Here is a 19,221-nt window from a genome sequence, read left to right on the forward strand (position 1 = left end):
AAAAACCTCGCCTTGCCAGCGGGGAATGATGGATGAACGGTTACAAATGCTAACAAAGTTGAAACGAAATGAGAATTATTATCTTTCTTAATTAACACACTAGCGGTGATTTATCGGTAAGATTAACCGGGGATTTTTTGGGGAATAGCGCTGACGGCGCCGTTGGCGGAAGGGATGCGCTTGCCCGCGAAGGAAGATAGCTGACGCCGGAGGTTGAACTGCCGCCAATCGCCGGACCGGCAACGGCGCTATCGCCGGGACGAATGGCGCCTAATCAATATTCCGCCCTGCGTTACGGGCGCCGGAGAGTTTACGGGCGCTATGTAATTGCAGCACCGCGACGGCAAAATCGTCATCGATGGTGTAGAAATAGCATTCCGGCACATCAAGGATTTTGGCGAATGCGCAGCAGGTTTCGAAGTTGGGACGGTAAATCCCATTTTCATACTGACTGATTCTGGAACGGGCGGTGGACTCATCGATACCTGCCATGACCGCCAGTTTCTCCTGTGTCAGTTTAGCCCGATGCCGGGCCTCTTTCAGGCGTTTTGGAATCATCATAATATATAAGTAATGTTAACTTGATTATCTGTTTAGCATCACTTAACATCACGGTTGTTTAGAATTGCTAAACACAGAAAAGAACAGTATCGACATCAGGGTTAGGGCCGGCATTTGCTGGCCCGATTTGGTTGCCTGCGTAATGTCATCATAACCAAGGCAAATTTTTCAGCTCCCGCGCATATTTCTCCAAATTTAAGAATTTTACCCACCATTTCCGCTCATTTCACGGCAAGGTGTCGTTTGATGGTTTTAGCCCATGGCGGGTTAACGCCTTATCAACCTGTCTATCCTGCGTACGTATTTCGCTCCCCCTCCCCCGCTGCCTGCGCCAAAAAAAAAGCACAAAAAATCCACGGCCGGCACGCCTTTTTAAAGGCAAACACCGCACTTGGTAATTTTGAACGGCCCGTCACAATGACCGGCGCCGATGGGGGCCATGATCGGATCGAAAACAAAGGAGGCGACGATGTATATTGAAGATATCGAAGTCATAACGGCGATTGCGGTAATCATGATTGTATTGTTTTGGAACCTCACCGCCTGACGGCAATATTTGTGCCTTTATTATTTCAAAACATTGTTTTATTAAATCTATAAAATACGACAAAAATTTTGAAATACATGATAACGATCACAGTTAGCCCGCCCATGTATCCGTTAGGATTGCCGCTCTTATGCCAGGGGCGGCGTGATACTCTTGATTTGCCCTGGCAATAATCCTGTCCGGAGAAGGGCTTATAATGAAAAAGATTTTGGGTGCGGCACTATTTTCGTTGTTGATGAGCGGTACATGTTTTGCGCAAAGCGCGGATACCACGGCGGTGACCAAGGCGGTGGAAACCATGCGCCAGGCGATGGTCAGCGCCAAAAAAGCTGATTTGGAAAAAGTCGGGGCGCCGACCCTGAGTTATGGTCATTCCAGCGGCAAAATTCAAAATAACGCGGAATTCGTTGATGCCATCGTAACCGGGCAATCGCAGTTCAAAACCCTGGATCTTAAAGACCAGACCGTGCAGGTTGACGGCGATGTAGCCATCGTGCGCCATATTTTGCAGGCCAAGACCAACGACGGCGGCAAACCGGGCGAAGTGAAAATCGGCGTCATGCAGGTATGGCAGAAGAATGCCTCGGGCGCCTGGAAACTGTTAGCGCGCCAGGCCTATACATTGCCTAAATAAGTATCAGCCGCGGCGGCTCGAAGGGATAAGGGCCGCTTCGCTCCCGCCGTCCCGGTCCCATGCCAGAAAAATAATGTAACTTTTTGTCAACAAAAACGCGCTCATACACCACGCGCCCCTTGCCTACCCCCCATTTTTCACTATTAATATCAATAAATTAAATGCTTTTTTGGCTTTCACCCGACGCTAAACTTCGTTTTCCCCGCGCTACCGGCCGGCCTGGCTGGCGCACGCTTGTCACATTACGGTAATGATCTCTCGCGCCGGCCCGGATTAATTGCTATATAGATAGTTATCATGAAGAGCTTACCGGAAGACTGCCTTGAAACGCTGCTGCTTTAACCGGGGGTTTTTCCCTTATTGTCTGCTGGAAGGGGAAGGATGCCTGTGGAAACATTATCGCTAGGATTATTTTTAGCGTCCGTTATTGTCTATTCAGCCAAAGCTAAAAAGAATAGATACTTATTTGCTTTGGTGCTGTTTTGTTTAGGCATCTATATCCTGCTTAATTTAATCCGGGTGGCCAGCAATTATTTTACCGGAGCCGGCATTAACGATTCGGTGCTTTATACCGTCACCAGCAGCCTGACCGGAGCGGGCTTGGGTAAATATATCCTGCCGTTTGCCGGTTTCCTGCTGGCGTCCCTGCTGGTGTTCGCCCTGATGTCATGGCTATTGTTATTACGTAAATCCGGCGGCGGTCAAACCGCATACAGCTTATTGGCCTTATTGCTGGCCGCCGCCGCCGTGATTGCCACCCCGGCCAGCAAGGAAATTACCGGCCTGGTTAAATCCCAATTGGCAAACGGCGATACGGACTTCAATACCTATTATAAAACCCCTAATAAATTATTAGCCGGCAACCGGCCCAATCTTATTTATATCTATGCGGAAAGCCTTGAGAGAACCTATTTTGATCAGGATACTTTTGCCGGTTTAACCACCGAGCTTAACGGCCAGAAAAACGATTCGATTGATTTTAGCAATACCGCCCAGCTGCCAGGCACCGGTTATACCATTGCCGGAATGGTAGCGTCGCAATGCGGCATTCCATTATTTGCGCCGTTTGATGGCAATGCCTCCAGTTCATTGTCCACCTTTTATCCCCACGATATTTGCCTCGGCGATATCCTGCGCGCCTCCGGTTATGATAACTATTTTTATCAGGGGGCCGACCTGGCCTTTGCGGGTAAGGGCCTGTTTCTTAAGTCCCATGGTTTCGATCATATCTATGGATTGCAGGAGTTGCAGGCAATGGTCAAGGACCCCGGCTACCGCAACGAGTGGGGCTGGTACGACGATACCGTGCTGGATCTGGTCTATGATAAGTTCCTTGAGTTGTCGCAAAACAACCAGCGTTTTGCTTTATTTGCGCTAACGGTGGATACCCATCATCCCGACGGCTATATTTCGCAGTCGTGCGTCAACCGGTCTTATCAGTATGGCAATGAGGAAAACCGGTCCTTAAGCGCCGTGGCCTGTAGCCAGGAGCATATCGCGCGATTAATCAAAAGAATTAAAGAATCCGGCTATTTTAAAAATACGGTCATCGTAGTGTCTTCCGATCATTTGGCCATGAACAATACCGCCTATGATATTTTAAACCAGCACGACCGGAAAGATTTGTTTTTTATTATTCGCGGCGATCGGGATGAACGGCAGGTCAGCAATGTTAAGAGAAGCACGCTGGATAATGGCGCCACCGTGTTGGATGTATTAGGCGGTGATAATTATATCGGTTTAGGCCGCAGCAGCTTATCCGCCACCTCATTATCGACCTATTTTTTAAATATCGACGACAAAATAACCGCCTGGATACCGGACGTGATACGGCAGTGGGATTTCCCCACAAAAATAAAAAAATACAAAATAGATGTTAATAATAAAACCATCGGCTTTTCTGGCGTTAAATTCAAGATTCCGCTGATTTTAAAAATTGACCATAACAATATCGAACCCATGTTTGATGTGTATTTATCCACGCCGCTAAAACAGCAGTTGGCCAAGCTCAATGCCAAAGACCGATTTTTATGGATAGATGACTGTAATAAAATGGCCGATGTGTGGGATGCCTCGCTCAGCCAGGCGTCAAATTACTGCGTCGCCGTCGGTAACCTGAGCACCCGTCCGCAAATCGTTAAAATAGACGGCGATGTCTACCGGGGTAAGGTCTCGTTTAAAAAATTACCCCAGGGGGACGATGCCCAGTTCCAGCAAACCGTCGGCCGGCTAAATTTAACCGATCCCCAGACCAATTAGCCGCGGGACACCGGCCGGCGATATTACCGGCCGGCCAGCGGCGCGGCCAGCCAGTCCAGCCACTGCTCCATGCCCTGCCCGGTTTTGGCCGACAGCGCCAGCACCTCGCCCCGGTTGCCCAGCCGGTTGATATGCTCGCGCACCCGGCGGGGTGAAAAATCATCAAAATAGGGCAGCAGATCGATTTTGGTCATCAGCACCTTATTTGCCATACGGAACATAACCGGATATTTTTCCGGTTTATCATCCCCTTCCGGCACCGATAGCAGCACCACGTCATAGCCTTGCCCGAGGGCAAAACTGGCGGGGCACACCAGATTGCCGACATTCTCGATAAACAGAATATCCAGCGGTTCATCCGGCAATTGCTTATACGCCGCATCAATCATGCGCGCATCCAGGTGGCATGCCATGCCGGTGGTAATCTGTACGACCGGTACGCCCTTGCGGCGCAGGCGCACGGCGTCGTTTTCGGTTTCCAGGTCGCCTTCTATCACGCCGATGCGCAGCCCGCGCGCCGCCAGCGCCTCGATAGTCGCCTCCAGCAGCGCGGTTTTGCCGCTGCCGGGAGAGGACATCAGGTTAAACACCACCGTGCCGCGCGCGGCAAACAGTTCGGCATTGGCCGCCGCTTGCCGGTCGTTTTCCTGCAGCAGGTTTTGCAATACCTTGACGGTATGCGGCAACGCCGGTTTTAGCGGCCTAATGGAGCGGATGGCCCCCCGTTTCAACAGCAGGCGAGCCCCGGTGGTGATATTGCAGCCGCAATTATTACACATAATTTACCTTCGTTTCGCGCGGCTAGCGGTGCGTCGCCGGGATAGCCAGGGTGGCGATCACCGTTTGCAAGGCGGCGCTCACGTCGTCCATGCGCGCGATAGCCTGGGCGAACGTCCGGGTGGTTTCGGTTTCCCCCTGCTGTTCCAGGGCGTCAAGATAGGTTTGCATAACGGCGATATGCTCCTGGTTGTGTTCCAGCCAATGGGGCAGCAATACGTTTATTTTCTCGGTTAGGGTGTGGTCTGGCATTAGAGAGTCCTCTTAGGGTTCTTACGCCGGCGCCAGCTGCTCTACTACGACGAGGCTGCGCAGGCAATCAATCTCGGTAACCTGAAAACCGATCAGGTCCCTGGGGGGGGCGAACAGGCTTGACAGGGTAATTTTGCCGGGCATAACCGCCATATGGGTTACCTCGGATACCCTCTCCTCCTGTTTATCGATAAATACCAACCTGACGTTTAGCTGGCACATGGCATGCTCCCGCGGAGTTTCCCGCCGTCTACGTGATTACACATCGAATGTTCCGTCCGCATAGGCGATCAGCCGCGCCTTGATGCCTTCCATTTCGGCCATGAAAGCGCCGCCGATATCATAAGGCGCGGCCCCGGTGCGATCCGCATCGCCAATCGCCTGGTTGAGCGACAAATAGCCCAATATTTTTTGTTCCGGCAGCGCGGCGCGCAGGAAGTCGAGATCGGCGGCGGATTTCATTTTGCTGCCGACATACGCCACCTGGCGAATACCGATATCCGCCGCCAGCTTTTCTATTTGCCGCGTGGTCTGTACGCTGCGCTGCCCGGGTTCCACCACCACAATCAGCACGTCCACCCCTTCGGCGGTGGATCTGCCGAGATGCTCGATGCCGGCTTCCATATCCATAATCACCAGATCGCGGCGCTCCAGCAGCAGATGTTTCATCAGGCTGCGCAGCAGGGTATGTTCGGGACAGACGCAGCCGGTGCCGCCATGCTCCACGGTGCCCATCAGCAGTAGACGCACTCCGGCGTGTTCCACGCTGAAGGCCTCGGGCAAATCGTCCACTTTGGGATTGAGAATAAATAGGCCGCCGTAGCCGCTATCGTGGCCCGTGCGCTCTTTTGCCAGGGTTTTCATCTGCGAAAAGGGCTGCAAACCGGCATAGCGTGGCGCAGGGATGCCCAGGGCCGACGCCAGATTGGCGTCGGGGTCCGCGTCGATGGCCAGAACCTTGTGCCCGTCATGGGCAAAGGACCGGGCCAGCAAACCGGCCAGGGTGGTTTTGCCCACGCCGCCTTTTCCCGCTATTGCAATTTTCATCATCACCTCTTGTTTTACCGCCTTGGCCGCGCAGCTCAAATGCCCAGGGCGCGGCGTTTATCGCGAATGATCGCCACCAGTTTTTGCGCCGCGAGCGCCGGGTCGGCTTCCACCAGGAAGTAGCCGCCGAACAGATCCCTGGCCCCTTCGGTCAGCAGGCCGGTAACCACCGCCGAGCCGGTCACCTGGGGCACGATGCCCAAATGGGTCGGCAAACCGATGGCCACGCTCCAGCTGGCGATGGCGATGGCCTTTTCGGACATGGCTTCCGGCGCGGACGCCACCAGCGGCAAATCGCTGAGATCCACGTTTAACCGGTTGGCCAGCGCCGTGGCTAATTGCACCGCCCGGCTGTTATCCACGCACGATCCCATATGCAGCACCAGCGGCAGCGGACCGCGCAGGCCGGCCGCGTCGCCGATGGTGGTCAATACCGCTTTAAGCGAGTCGCCCGCATAGGTTTCGGTAGCCTGCTGGTTCATCATGCCGTTTTTGGCAAAGGCGCCCGCGCCGCAGCCGGTGGCCAGCATCAGGATATTATTGCGGGCCAGATGTTTGGCGATGATCTGGAAGCTTTCATCCTGCACCGCGCGCGTACTGTTGCAGCCGGCAAACAGGGCTACGCCGAGGATATTGCCGTTGATAATATTATCCACCAGCGGCGCCAGCGGGTCCGCGGCGTTGACCGCGCTCAGGGCCGCCATAATGGCTTCGCTGCTAAACCCGACGATGGCGGTTTGTTTAATATCGGGGATATGAATGCGTTTGGCGTCTCGGCGCTGGAAGGCGTCGATGGCATATTGCACGATGGTGCGGGCGGTTTCTTTAGCCCGATCCTCATGGAAACTGACGTGCCGCGCGCCCGGCATTTTATTCTCATCCATGGTGGTGATGAATTCGGTGTGATAGCACTCGCTGATTTGCGGCAGCGACGGCATGATGCACTGCACGTCCACCACCATCGCGTCGAGCGCCCCGGTGAAGATGGCCATTTCCTGCGACAGGTAATTGGTCGCCAGCGGGATGCCGTGGCGCATCATGACCTCATTGCCGGTACAGCAAATCCCGACGATATTGATGCCTTCCGGCGCACCGGCATCCCTGGCGATACTGTTCATCTCGGCGGCGATATCGCAGATGACTTCGCTGAGCAGCGGATTATGGCCATTGACCGCGATATTCACCGCCTGGCGTTTGATTACGCCGATATTAGCCTGGGTTATCACCGGCGTCGGCGTGCCGAACATGGCATCGGACAGTTCGGTGGCCAGCGCCATGCCGTTAAAATCGGCCAGCGCGCCGCGTATCCCGCCGCGGATCAGGTTTTCCGGTTCGGCATCGCAGCCGATGTGGGTGCGGGACATAATCTGCGCGACGGTGGCGTCGATATTGTGCGGCAGCACGCCAAGCTTGCCGAGCAGCGCCAGGCGTTTGTCCGGCAGCGACAGGCTGATCCAGTGGCAAGGTTTTTTGCTGTCCTGGTTCTGGTAATCCTCCAGGGTTTTGGTGGCCACATCGTAGGCGATATCCCGTACCGGGCGATCCGCCACCGGGATATGCAAACGCCCGGCGATACCGTTAAGTTTCGCGGCGTCGCGGATTTGATAATCGGGCAGTTCGCCTTTGCCGATGCGCTGCATGGCCAGCGCAATATGACGCCCGTGCTCGGAGTGCGCCGCCGCGCCGGCGGCCATCATGCGGATTAAATTGCGCGCGACGATGGTGTCTTTATTGGCGCCGCAAATGCCCACTTGCGGCCCGTCGCCGAACGGGTCGACCCGGCAGGGGCCCTTCCAGCATATCCGGCAACACAGGCCCAGGGAACCAAATCCGCACTGGGGCTGCTGCATCTGGTGGCGATCGAATACGGTGGCGATGCCCTCTTTTTCCGCTACCGGACACAGCGCAATTACCGCCGGATCGCTCGACCTTACTTTGCTATCCATTACAGCCCCCTCAATGTCAGAGTGATATTTTTTTGCGACTGGGCCAATTCTTTGGCCCTGGCCTTGATAAGCGCGTCACGATAGGCGTGCATGTCGACCAGCCGTATGGCCTTGGTGGGGCACGCCTCCGCGCAGGCGGTGTCGGTTTTGCCCTGCTGCGCGCGCCAGTCGGCGCATAGATCGCATTTTTGCGCCACGCCCTGGTTGGTCACGCTGAAATGGTCTTTCAGGCCGGAGCGCCTGACGGTGATGGCGCCAAAGGGACAAACCATCACGCAAAGCTTGCAACCGACGCAGGTTTGTTCATTGATTTGCACCTGCCCGTCGGCCTGGCGGCAGGCTCCGGTGGGGCAGACCATAGCGCAGGGGGCGTTTTCACACTGCCGGCACTGCATCGGCATGGTGACGTCATCGCTGCCCACTACTTTCATGCGCGGGTGCAGCGGCAACTGCCGTAAAACCGCATCGAACAGCCCCGCGCTACCGCCGTGGGCCACCGCGCAGGCCATTTCACAACTATGGCAGCCGAGACACTTTTGCGCATCGGCGTAGATAATGACATTTTCCTTTTGGTTCATAGCGTCAACCCTTTGTTTCACGCGTCAAAACTCTCAATATAGAGTTCCTCGCCGGATAACAGCTCGACATCCTGGCTATGGCACCGGCTACATTGAAAGTGGAATTTGATAACCTGAAAGTCGTACCGGCACGCCCGGCATCTGGCTTGCGCCGCCACGCTCTCGATAATCAGTTCGGCGCCCTCGGCCAGGGTACCTTCGGTAAACAGCTCAAAACAAAAAACCAGCGCCTGCGGCTCGACGGCTTTCAGTTGCCCTACCTTGAGCCGAACCCGCGTAATGGCGCGCACCCCGTGGCGCTGCGCCTCGGCCAGTAAAATAGCGACCAATCCCTGGGTCAGCGCCGCTTCATGCATATCGCCTCCGGGGGATAACGGCGTTCATAAGGTCAGTTCGCCCATATCATTAAGCAAATCCAGCATCTGCGCCGCCTGCCGCTCGTCGATGCGCGACATGGCAAAGCCCACATGCACCAGGACCCAACTGCCGAGACAGCTTTCCAGCGGATGCCGGTCATCAACCATAAAGGCGATATTGATTTCGCGTTTCACCCCCGCGACCTCTACCGTGGCCAGACGGTTTGCCCCATCGGTGATAGCGATAATTTTTCCCGGGATGCCAAGGCACATAATGTTTTATTTCACTCCGGTTAATGTAAATCACGGCCCGCTGTCCGCAACGCGGTATATTTCTTTAAACGGCAATGATTATCATTTAATAAATTACGTCGCATCTATTTACTTACCGAAAAATATTACGCACAATGATTAAATTGATTTAGATCATATTTAATCATCACGGCTATTTTTATTTTACCGCCTCGCTTTTGGTCTTATCCATATTGTCAGCTTTACTTTGGGATATCTGTCAGCCAGCCGACAGACAATGCCGCCGCTTTTCAATAAATTTAATTCAGCTTCGATGACATATCGACTCTCATACCAATAGCGAGGAATAAATGGGAGTACCACTTTTGGGCATTCCATTGCTGGCATGGGCAGGAACTTTGCTGCTGCTGGCGGGCGAAATATTCGCATTAATGCATATCCGTAATCTGGCCAGGCTGCTGCTGTTCTCGACCATGGCGGAAGTGGGTTATGTATTGCTGGGTTTTGGCCTGGATAACCAGTCCGGCGCAACCGGCGCGTTGATGCACCTGGGTTTTCAGTTCACCATGCGCCTGCTGGTGTTTGTCACCGCTGGATATTTAATTAAAACAAAGGGTTCAAGCCAGATTGACAGTCTGGCGGGCAGCGGCGCGCGCCTGCCGGTCGCCGCGCTGCTATTTGGCTTCGGCATGTTTTCGGTGATGGGCCTGTCGCCGTTTAAAGGATCGTTCAGCAAGTTCCTGATCCTGTATGCGGCGGTGGAACAGGGCGAATGGCTATTGGCCGCCGTGGCGACGCTTGCCACTATTCTGGCCGCTTTTTATTATATTATTGTTATTCAGCGCATCTGTCTTGAGCGGCCGGAAAATCCATTACCGGCAACGCCGATAAAAGAACCGCTATTTTCCCCCATTTATATTTTAATGTATTTATTGACCGGCATCACAATTTATATGAGTTTGGTGCCCGAACCTTTTCTGCATTTAGCCGAACATTTTGCAAAACCGTCGATACGCGGCGAGGTGCCGATATTTGAGACTCCTTGGCGATTCTTGGTTGCGTTCCCTTATATCAGCGGCTTTGTGCTTTATTTATTAGGCCGCTTTAACGGGGTATTACGCGATCGCGCCGCGCTGGCAATCGCCGTCGCGACGTTATGGTTTGCCTGGCAAGAACCGGGGATCGATGGTTTATCACGGTTATTCACGCTGGTTTTTGCCGCCATGCTATTTATTGCGGTGATGTATTCCCAGGCTTACATGCGCGACGACGCCCATGCCAACCGCTACTACTTTTTCCTGTTCCTGATGGGCGGCTCGCTGCTGGGAGTGGCGACCGCCCATGACTTCGGCAACTTCTATCTGTTTTGGGAATTAATGACCTGGACCTCCTATATGCTGGTGATCCACGATCAAACGCCGGCGGCCTTGAAAGCCGGGCGGAAATATTTCCTGATGTGCGCGGCGGGCGCCTATGTGATGCATTTTGGCATCCTGCTGTGCCACGCCCGCTTCGGCAGCTTCGATATGGCCGCCATCTCGGCCCGGGCCGCGCAGCTCTCGCCGGCCGCCGGCGGGGTGATTGCCCTGTGCTTTCTGGCGGGGCTGGGGGTCAAAGCCGGTTTGTATCCCATGCATAGCTGGCTGCCCGCCGCTCATCCGGTGGCGCCTTCCCCGGTCTCCGCGCTGATGTCGGGTATCCTGACCAAGGCGGGAGTCTACGGTATTATCAAAGTGTTATTTGTGATTTTCGGTACCGGGATTATTAGCCGCGCGGTCGGCATTGACTCGTTTTCTGGCATCGGGCTGCTGGTCAGCGTCATGGGCTGCCTGACGGTCATCTACGGCGAGATTATGGCATTCCGGGAACAAAACCTGAAACGCATCCTGGCCTTTTCCACGCTGGCGCAGGTGGGGGAAATTCTGGCGATGGTGGGGCTGGCCACCTATTTAAGCCTGTCCGGGGCCTTGCTGCATGTGTTGAATCACGCCGTTTTCAAGAATCTGCTGTTCCTGGCGGCCGGGGCGCTGATCGCCCGGGCCGGCGGCAAACGCCTGGACGATCTCAAAGGGCTGGGCCGGGTCATGCCCTTTACCGCGCTGTGCTTTGCCGTCGGCGCCCTGGCGGTCATGGGACTGCCGCCGTTCAGCGGTTTTTTCAGTAAATTCCTGATGATTTACGCGGCCGCCCAGGCCGGCCATCTGACGGTGGCCATCCTGTTCCTACTGGGCAGCATTATCGGCGCCATGTACTATCTGCGTATCCTGCGCGTGCTGTTTTTCGCGCCATATCGGGGGAAGACGTCCGCCGAAGCGCCGGTAGCCATGCGCCTGGCCATGGGAATACTGGCCGCGCTGGTGATTGCCGGCGGCCTATGGCCCGATATCGGCCTGGATAATCTGGTGCGCCCGGCGGTGAATGTGATTGTCTTGCGCCAGGACTGGTCCGTGGTCGCCTTGCCGCACCTTAACCTTGCCTGGTCGCCGGCGGCCCTGATCGCGGTCTGCGGCGCGCTGCTGATCTTTTGCATCGGCAAAAGGGCCGGCGCCAAGGCCGGGCCGGTGGCGGTAGGCGTCATGGCGGCCTCGCTGGCCGCGGTGCTGCTGGATGCCGGCCGCTATGACCTGCTGTCCTATTGGTTTGCGCTGCTGATCGCCGGGGTCGGCGTGCTGAACCTGCTCTATGCCGTGGGGTATATGGCCCACGGCCATGCGCGGCACCGGTTCTTTTTCTTTTTTACCTTTATGATCGGCGGCCTGCTCGGGCTGGCGGGCAGTAAGGATATGTTCAACTTCTTCGCCTTCTGGGAGATCATGAGCAGCTGGACGCTCTATTTTGTCATTATCCACGACGAGACCGAAGAGGCGCTAAACGAAGGGTTTAAATACTTTATTTTTAACTTTGTCGGCGCCACCTGCATGTTTTTGGGCATTACCATGCTGACGGCCCGGGCCGGGGCATTTGACTTCGCGGCTATCGCGCGCGCCGCGCCGGACATGAGCCTGCCGTGGCTGGGAAGCGCCCTGATCCTGATCCTGGCGGGCCTGCTGATGAAAGCGGCCCAGCTACCCTGGCGCATCGACTACCAGATGCACCCGCCCACCGCCCCTACTCCGGTCAGCGGCTATATTTCCGCGGTCCTGCTCAAGAGCGGTATTTACGGCGTGCTGAAGCTGTTTACCCTGGGCGGGGCCGGCCTGCTGTTTAGCCGGCTGGGCATGCGCGACGGCATGACCCATATCATGTATGCCATCGCCGTCATCGCCGCGGTCACCCTGCTTTATGCCGGCGCGCTGGCGGTGATCCAAAACGGCATCAAGCGCCTGCTGATCTACAGCACCGTCAGCCAGCTGGGCTATATCCTGCTGGGGATTGCCCTCGGTTCGCCCCTCGGCGTGGCGGGTGGGTTAATGCACTTGGTCAATCATATGATGCTAAAGGATATTTTATTTCTGGCGGCTGGCTGCATTATGGCGCAGGTCCATGTCGCCGGTTTGGATGAGTTGGGCGGCCTGGGCCGCAGGATGCCCATCACCTTCGGCCTGTTCCTGTTCGCCGGCTTGTCGCTCTCGGGCATCCCGCCGTTAAACGGCTTCTCTTCTAAATGGTTAATTTATCAGGCGGCATTTCAGTCGGGACATTACCTGCTGGGGCTGGCCGCCATGATGTCCAGCCTGTTCACCCTGGCGGCGGTATTAAAATTCGCCCACGCCGCGTTTATGGGCCAGCCGCGTCCGGAACTGGTCCAGGTGCGGGAAGCGCCGGCGGTGATGCTGATCCCCATGTCGCTGCTGACCGCCGGCTGCGTTGCCGCGGGGATGTTCCCGGGACTGCTGCTGGTACCCATCAGCCATATTATGGATGCCCTGGCGCTGGGGCGTATCGCCGTCACCTGGACCGGGGGGCTGCCCGGCGCCGGTGGCTGGCAGCCCCTGGCGCTCTCGGTGCTGCTGCTGTCCACCGGCGCCGCTGGCTGGCTGTTTTACCGCTTGAGCAACCGGCAGATCCGTTGCGTCCATTTGCATCAGGGCGGCGTAACGGACCTGACCCCGGCCCAGGCCCATGTGCCGGCATCCGGCTTGTACGAAGCGCCCGCCCGGTTTATCCGACTGGCGCTGCGGCCGCACGATAACGCGCCGCAGCCCCGCAATGAGGAGTAGGCAGAGCATGATAACGGCATTGAACGGCCTCTTGGCTCCCCTGGTGATTCTCCCCCTGGGACTGGGGGCCCTGATGTTCGGCCTACTGCTCAAAGGGGTCGATCGCATCGTCGCGGCCCGTTTGCAGCGGCGCGTCGGACCTCCGCTGTTACAGCCCTGGTTCGATATTATTAAACTGATGCGTAAGCAATCCCTGGTGCCCGACGGCGCGCCGCGCGGGTTATTCCTGGCGCTGCCGGCCGTGGGGGCGGGCAGCATGCTGTTGGCCGCCACCCTGATCCCCATCGCCGGGGTCTATCAGCCCAGCGGCGCCCTGGGGGATCTGCTGGTTTTGCTTTATCTGCTGACCCTGCCGGCCGTGGTGCTGATGCTGGCCGGGTCGGTCTCCGGCTCGGTATACGGCGCCATCGGTTTTTCCCGGGAAATGGCGCTGGTGCTGGCCTATGAAGGACCGCTGCTGCTGGTGCTGGCCAGCGTCGCCATTAAAACCGGCCTGGCGCAGGGGGGCTGGGTAACGTTCTCCCTAACGGACATTGTGCATTATCAGCAAATTCATGGCGCCTATTTGCTTGATCCCTGGATGTGGCCGGCGGTGGCCGCCTACCTGCTGTTTTTCCCCGCCAACCTGGGCATACCGCCGTTTGATATCCCCGAGGCGGAGGCGGAAATACTGGAAGGTCCGCTGCTGGAATATTCCGGCCCCGCCCTGGCGCTGTTTAATATGATGTCGGCGCTGAAAACGGTAGTGGTGATCGGGCTTGGCATTACGCTGTTTTTCCCGGTCGGCCCGCAGGGGATCGCCGGATTGGCGGTGTTCCTGCTCAAAAGCCTGGTGCTGTTCATCCTCGGGAAAACGCTGTTACGTACCGCGGTGGGGAGAATGCGCATCGACCAGGCATTTATCTTCTATTTAAAGTGGCCGGAATTACTCGGGATCGTCAGTTTGGTCGCCGTCATTATTCGGGCATAAAGGGATCAGCCAATGGGTTTTCTTAGCAGGATAGCCAAACGTTCGCCGTGGTTATATCGCATCAATGCCGGCTCCTGTAATGGCTGCGACGTGGAGCTGGCCACCACTGCCTGCATTCCGCGTTATGACGTCGAGCGGCTGGGCTGCCAATACTGCGGCAGTCCGAAACACGCGGATATCGTGTTGATCACCGGGCCGCTTACCGCCAGGGTCAAAGACAATGTTCTGCGCGTATACCAGGAGATTCCCGACCCCAAAGTAACGGTGGCCATCGGTATTTGCCCGATTTCGGGAGGCGTATTTCGCGAGAGCTACGCCATCAGCGGCCCGATTGACCAATACATCCCCGTGGATGTCAACGTCCCCGGCTGTCCGCCGCGTCCGCAGGCCATTATCGAAGGCATCGCGCTGGCCATCGATATCTGGCAGCAACGGTTGTAGTGGGTTAGCGTAGGAAACCACGATGAACTTTATCAGGATTTTATTTCGTAATCTCATGCAGGGACCGTCCACCGATCCCTTTCCCTTCGGCGCCACCTATACGCCTAAGGGATTGCGCGGGCGCATCGCCTTCGACGCCGCGCGCTGCTCCGGCTGTCGCATGTGCGAGCATGTCTGCGCCGGCGGGGCCATCCGCTTCGACCCCACGCCCGAAGGCCTGCAGTTCACCCTGTGGCACAATACCTGCACATTCTGCGGCCTGTGCGAACACTACTGTATTCCCAAAGCCATCCGCCTGACCGAAGACTGGCATCTGGCGCACCGGCAGGAAGATAAATACCGGATGATTGAACAAGGCACCGTGGCCTATCAGCCCTGCCCGGAGTGCGGCGTCAGGTTTATTCCCATCAGCGCGGCGCTGGTAACCAAGGTCTATGGCGCCGGCGCCGCAGCGGCGGCACGCCTGGGCAGACTGTGTCCCGACTGCCGGCGCAAACGCTCCGCCGCCGGCCTGAATACGACAGGAGAGGCCAAATGACGGACCCCAAAATAACGGACGACATGCTAACCCGGATGGGACAAGTTCAATCCCGGTTCGCGGCCACCATGTCGGACGCCTTCACCTTTGCGATGCGCACCAACCGCAAAGGCGTGGTCACCGCCTGGAGCGAGCTGGGCAGCCCGGCCATGCTGCTGCCGGCCGCCCGGGCGGTAAAGCAGGCCGCTGGCCGCCTGAGTACCATTACCGCCTATCAGCTTGCCACGTCCCAGCCTTCCGGCGTGCATGAAATCGCCTATCACTTTGATATCAACGGCGCCACCCTCACCGTAACCGTGCATCTGCCCGAGAATGAGCGGGAAATTGATTCGATTACGCCGATTTTTCGCAATGCGGATTGGAATGAGCGCGAATTTATGGAGCTTTACGATCTGGTGGTTCGCGGTCATCCCAACCCGGTTGCGCTGTTTATCGACCCGACGATCGACCCCGCCGTGCTGCAACGCTTTATTCCTTTTTCCGAAATGGTTAATGCCGCCAGCACCAAATCCCTGTGGGAAAAGATTATGGCCCAGCGTGGAGAAAATACATGACCCATTACAAAGTACCGGTCGGCCCGCTGCATGTGGCGTTGGAAGAACCCATGTATTTTAAGCTCGACCTGGAGGGTGAAACCATCCGCGGGCTGGAAATTTCCGCCGGCCACGTGCACCGCGGCGTGGAATATCTGGTGATGAAACGCAATTTTTACCAGAATATCACCCTGACCGAGCGTATCTGCTCCCTGTGCTCCAATAGCCACCCCACCACCTTTTGCATGGCCCTGGAAGAGATTGCCGGGGTTGACGTTCCCGAGCGGGGGGAATATTTGCGGGTGATTGCCGATGAGATCAAGCGCGTGGCGTCCAACCTGTTTAACGTGGGCATCATGGCGCATATCATCGGCTTCACCTCGCTATTCATGCATGTCCTGGAAACCCGCGAAATCGTGCAGGATATCAAAGAGACGGTCTATGGCAACCGCATGGATCTGGGGGCCAACTGCATTGGCGGCGTCAAATACGATCTCAATGCGGATACCAGCGCCTACCTGCTGCGCCGGCTGGCCGAAGTGGAGCCGGCGGTGGAAGAGATACGCCGGATCTACGCCACCAACCGGTCTATATCGACCCGCACCCGGGGAGTGGGGATATTGCCCCATGGCGAGGCGCTGGAATATGGCCTGATTGGTCCGGTGGCGCGCGGATCGGGCGTGGCCTACGACGTCAGGCACAATTCCCCTTACGCCATTTACGACCGGCTGGATTTCGCCATCCAGACCCAGCCCGACGGCGATGTCTGGTCGCGGGCCATGGTGCGGCTGGACGAAGTGCGCATGGCGCTGAAACTGATCCGGCAATGTATGGCGCAGCTGCCCGCGGGACCGATTTGCATCGGCGGCACCCCGGACATTCCGCCGGGTGAAGCCATCGCCAAAACCGAAGCGCCGCGCGGCGAGCTGATTTACTACCTGCGCACCAACGGCACGGATATGCCGGAGCGTATGAAATGGCGGGTCCCGAGTTACCCAAATTGGGACGCCCTGGAGGTGATGATGCGGGACAATAAGATTTCCGACGTGGCGCTCATCGTCAATAGTATCGATCCCTGTATTTCCTGTACCGAACGGTAATGCCGGGGTTATATTGCCCCATCCGGGCAATATAACCCGGCCCGATACTATTTTTTATACACCGATAATCTGGTGGCCAAAGCGTCGATATCGCTGATGATAAATTTATTTTTGGCAATACGGGTTAAGTCTCCCTCCTTGATTAATATATTAAATAAGGATGAGGTGGTTTGACGGGTGGCGCCGATAACCAACGAAATATCTTCCATGGTTAAATCACATTCAAACTCAACGCCGGCGCCAATACGCTGCCCGCGTTCCCGGCCCAGTGAAACAATAAATGCCGTTAAGCGCGAAGTTGCGTCATGAAATATTAACCCTTCAATAACGTCCCAGGAACTACCCAAGACCTCACCCAGGATTCCGGTCATTAATAATGATATTTCCGGATGAGCCGCCAGTTGTTGACGAAACGCCTGGGCGCTGGTCAGCATAACCAGCGAATCCTTGGCCGCTTCGATAAAAGCCCGGGTATGGGTGCTGAAGATATCGCCCTCTTCCAGGTAGCATAGGGTAAACTCGCGCCCTTCATAAGAAAGATAAACCCGCAGGCGGCCGGCTGAGACAATAAAGACTTCATTACTCGAAACATCGGGAATGCTGATCATGCTGCCTTTTTTAAATGGCCGGGTATGGAAATTATCTAAAAAACCATCGTACTGCGGACTTTTCAGTAATTCGGATAGGTTTTGACTTGATAGCCGCATTTTCGATCGCATTCTTGGTCCTCCACTTCGGCTAAACGTCTAACCCATATTAATAATAATGATCATAATCAATTTTTATGTTTAATAATGCATGAACTGGCGCGAATAGCGTGGTGAAAACTCAAGGCTGCGGATCATAAAGGATTAATCGGCAAGAACAATGACATTATCATGCGCTATTATCCGGTTTCCAACGATAAAGTCTGCGCGGCGGGTCATGTATTTTTTGTCTATTTCAGGGTTTTTACCGGCATTGGCTATCGGGGACGGCCAGAAGCGAACCCCCGCGCGCAAATATCCCGCGGCGGGGGCAATACCCCTTGAACCCTCTCGTTAACGGTCGGCGCGACCGGTCTCGGCTACCCGCACGGCCAGCCGCACCAGGCCCAGATCGCTGCCCTGGGGCCCCATCAGGGAAATGCCCAGCGGCGCGCCCTGCTTTTGCCCCAGCGGCAAGTTCACCTGCGGCGTGCCGCACAGTACGGCGATGGCCAGCAGATGATGGGATACGCGCCGGGTTTCCTCAATGGCGGAATCGTCGGCGTCGAGCCGCGGCGCAATATCCGGCACCGTCGGCAACACCAGCACCCGGTTGCCCAATAACCGCCGCCAGGCGTCCCTGAACGCGGCGCGCAGCGCGCAGCTTTGCGCGTATTGTTCTCCGGTTACGGTGGCGGCCCAGGCGAAGCGCTCCGCCACATCCGGCCCCAGCACCAGCCCATGGCGCGTTATGGTTTCCCCCTGGGCCTGCCAGGCTTCCCACCCCTGGATATAACGAAAGGCCCAGTAAGCTTCCGCCATATCGGGCAACGCGCCGGTTAACGCCTCGGGCGTGCCGGCGCAGGCGCCCATCGCCGCCAGGGCCGGGGCCAGCGCGTCGCGGGCGTCGGCGGACAGCATGGCGAACAGCGCTTCGCTGGCCACCAGTTGCGGCCGCTCCGGCAGCGGCGCCGGATCGGCGTCAAGCAGGCACTCCCCCACCCGGCCAAATAATCGCGCATCGCGGGTAAAATAGCCGGCGGTATCCATACTGTGGCTCAGCGCCTGGCACTCCTCCAGGGAAATACGGCCATGGGTGGGCCGCAGGCCGAACAGTCCGCAATAGCTGGCCGGGGTGCGAACCGATCCGCCGGTATCGGTGCCCAGGGCGAAATCGCACAGGCCGTTGGACACCGCCGACGCCGACCCGGACGAGGACCCGCCGGGGATGCGATCGGGCGCCGCGCCGTTGCGCGGGGTGCCGTAGTGAATATTCTTGCCGGTCATGGAAAAGGCCAGTTCATTGGTATGGGTCTTGCCGATCAGGGCGGCCCCGGCATCCAGCAACCGCTGTACGGTGGGCGCGGTGCGGGTTTTAATGCCCGACATGGCCAGCACATGGGGATTGCCGCCGCCGGTGGGGTACCCCGCCACGTTGAATAAATCCTTGGCGGCAAACGTCAGGCCCGCCAGCGGACCGGTAGGCGCATGGGGCAGCGCTACGGGAGGATAAGGCATAAAAGCAAAAGCATCGTCGTGCATAACGGCTCCGGACTTGAATAGTGATTAAGGGTATTAACCGCT

The 19,221-nt window shown here is 56.7% G+C and carries 19 protein-coding genes and 1 pseudogene; 9 read left to right on the top strand and 11 right to left on the bottom strand.

The genetic code is table 11. The features are described from left to right. Positions 1 to 270: 270 nt before the first annotated feature. Complete coding sequence (locus tag ACL2XP_RS17120; protein ID WP_413739203.1) at positions 271 to 558, bottom strand: helix-turn-helix transcriptional regulator; 288 nt, start codon at positions 556 to 558, stop codon at positions 271 to 273. Positions 559 to 675: 117 nt separating this feature from the next. On the opposite strand from ACL2XP_RS17120, the gene ACL2XP_RS17125 reads away from it, so the two are divergent. The 3 genes and pseudogenes from ACL2XP_RS17125 to opgB all read left to right on the top strand — a co-directional run. Next, complete coding sequence (locus tag ACL2XP_RS17125) at positions 676 to 1,041, top strand: hypothetical protein (protein WP_413734107.1); 366 nt, start codon at positions 676 to 678, stop codon at positions 1,039 to 1,041. Between the two features lie 263 nt (positions 1,042 to 1,304). After that, positions 1,305 to 1,742 (top strand): nuclear transport factor 2 family protein, encoded by a 438-nt coding sequence (locus ACL2XP_RS17130; RefSeq protein ID WP_413734109.1) that lies wholly within the window; start codon positions 1,305 to 1,307, stop codon positions 1,740 to 1,742. 381 nt (positions 1,743 to 2,123) lie between these two features. Then, positions 2,124 to 3,986, top strand: a pseudogene (opgB, locus tag ACL2XP_RS17135) (phosphatidylglycerol--membrane-oligosaccharide glycerophosphotransferase); the annotation flags it as partial. A gap of 38 nt (positions 3,987 to 4,024) precedes the next feature. Here opgB and hypB read toward each other — a convergent pair. The 8 genes from hypB to ACL2XP_RS17175 are packed head-to-tail and all read right to left on the bottom strand — an operon-like array spanning position 4,025 to position 9,230. Next, a complete protein-coding gene (hypB, locus tag ACL2XP_RS17140) occupies positions 4,025 to 4,780 on the bottom strand; it encodes a hydrogenase nickel incorporation protein HypB (RefSeq protein WP_413734111.1) in 756 nt (251 codons plus the stop codon). A gap of 22 nt (positions 4,781 to 4,802) precedes the next feature. Beyond that, positions 4,803 to 5,030: a hypothetical protein gene (locus tag ACL2XP_RS17145; RefSeq protein WP_413734113.1), complete on the bottom strand. Its 228-nt coding sequence runs from the start codon at positions 5,028 to 5,030 to the stop codon at positions 4,803 to 4,805. A gap of 21 nt (positions 5,031 to 5,051) precedes the next feature. Further along, entirely contained in the window at positions 5,052 to 5,252 is a 201-nt protein-coding gene (locus tag ACL2XP_RS17150; RefSeq protein WP_413734114.1) for a hypothetical protein, read from the bottom strand. Positions 5,253 to 5,288: 36 nt separating this feature from the next. Next, entirely contained in the window at positions 5,289 to 6,077 is a 789-nt protein-coding gene (locus tag ACL2XP_RS17155) for an AAA family ATPase (protein WP_413734116.1), read from the bottom strand. A gap of 35 nt (positions 6,078 to 6,112) precedes the next feature. Continuing rightward, positions 6,113 to 8,023, bottom strand: a complete 1,911-nt coding sequence (cooS, locus tag ACL2XP_RS17160) for an anaerobic carbon-monoxide dehydrogenase catalytic subunit (RefSeq protein WP_413734117.1) — start codon at positions 8,021 to 8,023, stop codon at positions 6,113 to 6,115. Next, positions 8,023 to 8,601 carry a 4Fe-4S dicluster domain-containing protein gene (locus ACL2XP_RS17165; protein WP_413734118.1) on the bottom strand — a complete coding sequence of 193 codons (579 nt, stop codon included), beginning with the start codon at positions 8,599 to 8,601 and terminating at the stop codon, positions 8,023 to 8,025. The genes cooS and ACL2XP_RS17165 overlap by 1 nt, the downstream gene beginning before the upstream one ends. 17 nt (positions 8,602 to 8,618) lie before the next feature. Further along, positions 8,619 to 8,957, bottom strand: coding sequence for a hydrogenase maturation nickel metallochaperone HypA (hypA, locus tag ACL2XP_RS17170; protein WP_413734119.1), 339 nt, complete (start codon positions 8,955 to 8,957; stop codon positions 8,619 to 8,621). A 24-nt stretch (positions 8,958 to 8,981) separates the two neighbouring features. Continuing rightward, entirely contained in the window at positions 8,982 to 9,230 is a 249-nt protein-coding gene (locus ACL2XP_RS17175; protein WP_413734121.1) for a HypC/HybG/HupF family hydrogenase formation chaperone, read from the bottom strand. A 329-nt stretch (positions 9,231 to 9,559) separates the two neighbouring features. Here ACL2XP_RS17175 and ACL2XP_RS17180 point away from each other — a divergent pair, with 329 nt between their 5' ends. Genes ACL2XP_RS17180 through ACL2XP_RS17205 form a run of 6 tightly spaced genes read left to right on the top strand, consistent with a single transcriptional unit; the run spans position 9,560 to position 16,951 of the window. Beyond that, complete coding sequence (locus tag ACL2XP_RS17180; RefSeq protein ID WP_413734122.1) at positions 9,560 to 13,369, top strand: proton-conducting transporter membrane subunit; 3,810 nt, start codon at positions 9,560 to 9,562, stop codon at positions 13,367 to 13,369. Positions 13,370 to 13,376: 7 nt separating this feature from the next. Next, positions 13,377 to 14,339 carry a respiratory chain complex I subunit 1 family protein gene (locus ACL2XP_RS17185; RefSeq protein ID WP_413734123.1) on the top strand — a complete coding sequence of 321 codons (963 nt, stop codon included), beginning with the start codon at positions 13,377 to 13,379 and terminating at the stop codon, positions 14,337 to 14,339. A 12-nt stretch (positions 14,340 to 14,351) separates the two neighbouring features. Next, entirely contained in the window at positions 14,352 to 14,780 is a 429-nt protein-coding gene (locus ACL2XP_RS17190; RefSeq protein ID WP_413734125.1) for an NADH-quinone oxidoreductase subunit B family protein, read from the top strand. A 22-nt stretch (positions 14,781 to 14,802) separates the two neighbouring features. Further along, a complete protein-coding gene (locus ACL2XP_RS17195; protein WP_413734126.1) occupies positions 14,803 to 15,318 on the top strand; it encodes a 4Fe-4S dicluster domain-containing protein in 516 nt (171 codons plus the stop codon). Next, positions 15,315 to 15,872, top strand: a complete 558-nt coding sequence (locus ACL2XP_RS17200) for an NADH-quinone oxidoreductase subunit C (RefSeq protein WP_413734128.1) — start codon at positions 15,315 to 15,317, stop codon at positions 15,870 to 15,872. Before ACL2XP_RS17195 ends, ACL2XP_RS17200 begins: the two co-directional genes overlap by 4 nt. After that, complete coding sequence (locus ACL2XP_RS17205; protein ID WP_413734129.1) at positions 15,869 to 16,951, top strand: nickel-dependent hydrogenase large subunit; 1,083 nt, start codon at positions 15,869 to 15,871, stop codon at positions 16,949 to 16,951. The genes ACL2XP_RS17200 and ACL2XP_RS17205 overlap by 4 nt, the downstream gene beginning before the upstream one ends. A gap of 47 nt (positions 16,952 to 16,998) precedes the next feature. Here ACL2XP_RS17205 and ACL2XP_RS17210 read toward each other — a convergent pair whose 3' ends face one another. Then, positions 16,999 to 17,670, bottom strand: a complete 672-nt coding sequence (locus ACL2XP_RS17210; protein WP_413734131.1) for a Crp/Fnr family transcriptional regulator — start codon at positions 17,668 to 17,670, stop codon at positions 16,999 to 17,001. Positions 17,671 to 17,991: 321 nt separating this feature from the next. Then, positions 17,992 to 19,179, bottom strand: coding sequence for an amidase (locus ACL2XP_RS17215; protein WP_413734132.1), 1,188 nt, complete (start codon positions 19,177 to 19,179; stop codon positions 17,992 to 17,994). Positions 19,180 to 19,221 lie beyond the last annotated feature (42 nt).

This window comes from Sodalis sp. RH21 (assembly GCF_047324175.1).
Taxonomy (GTDB): Bacteria; Pseudomonadota; Gammaproteobacteria; order Enterobacterales; family Enterobacteriaceae; genus Acerihabitans.

Bases quoted from the DNA above. Each gene is read 5' to 3' on its own strand.
- ACL2XP_RS17130 (WP_413734109.1), top strand. From the start codon at position 1,305: ATGAAAAAGATTTTGGGTGCGGCACTATTTTCGTTGTTGATGAGCGGT.
- ACL2XP_RS17150 (WP_413734114.1), bottom strand. From the start codon at position 5,252: ATGTGCCAGCTAAACGTCAGGTTGGTATTTATCGATAAACAGGAGGAG.
- hypA (WP_413734119.1), bottom strand. From the start codon at position 8,957: ATGCATGAAGCGGCGCTGACCCAGGGATTGGTCGCTATTTTACTGGCC.
- hypB (WP_413734111.1), bottom strand. From the start codon at position 4,780: ATGTGTAATAATTGCGGCTGCAATATCACCACCGGGGCTCGCCTGCTG.
- ACL2XP_RS17165 (WP_413734118.1), bottom strand. From the start codon at position 8,601: ATGAACCAAAAGGAAAATGTCATTATCTACGCCGATGCGCAAAAGTGT.
- ACL2XP_RS17205 (WP_413734129.1), top strand. From the start codon at position 15,869: ATGACCCATTACAAAGTACCGGTCGGCCCGCTGCATGTGGCGTTGGAA.
- ACL2XP_RS17215 (WP_413734132.1), bottom strand. From the start codon at position 19,179: ATGCACGACGATGCTTTTGCTTTTATGCCTTATCCTCCCGTAGCGCTG.
- ACL2XP_RS17180 (WP_413734122.1), top strand. From the start codon at position 9,560: ATGGGAGTACCACTTTTGGGCATTCCATTGCTGGCATGGGCAGGAACT.
- ACL2XP_RS17185 (WP_413734123.1), top strand. From the start codon at position 13,377: ATGATAACGGCATTGAACGGCCTCTTGGCTCCCCTGGTGATTCTCCCC.
- ACL2XP_RS17190 (WP_413734125.1), top strand. From the start codon at position 14,352: ATGGGTTTTCTTAGCAGGATAGCCAAACGTTCGCCGTGGTTATATCGC.
- ACL2XP_RS17210 (WP_413734131.1), bottom strand. From the start codon at position 17,670: ATGCGATCGAAAATGCGGCTATCAAGTCAAAACCTATCCGAATTACTG.
- ACL2XP_RS17145 (WP_413734113.1), bottom strand. From the start codon at position 5,030: ATGCCAGACCACACCCTAACCGAGAAAATAAACGTATTGCTGCCCCAT.
- ACL2XP_RS17155 (WP_413734116.1), bottom strand. From the start codon at position 6,077: ATGAAAATTGCAATAGCGGGAAAAGGCGGCGTGGGCAAAACCACCCTG.
- cooS (WP_413734117.1), bottom strand. From the start codon at position 8,023: ATGGATAGCAAAGTAAGGTCGAGCGATCCGGCGGTAATTGCGCTGTGT.
- ACL2XP_RS17175 (WP_413734121.1), bottom strand. From the start codon at position 9,230: ATGTGCCTTGGCATCCCGGGAAAAATTATCGCTATCACCGATGGGGCA.
- ACL2XP_RS17120 (WP_413739203.1), bottom strand. From the start codon at position 558: ATGATTCCAAAACGCCTGAAAGAGGCCCGGCATCGGGCTAAACTGACA.
- ACL2XP_RS17200 (WP_413734128.1), top strand. From the start codon at position 15,315: ATGACGGACCCCAAAATAACGGACGACATGCTAACCCGGATGGGACAA.
- ACL2XP_RS17195 (WP_413734126.1), top strand. From the start codon at position 14,803: ATGAACTTTATCAGGATTTTATTTCGTAATCTCATGCAGGGACCGTCC.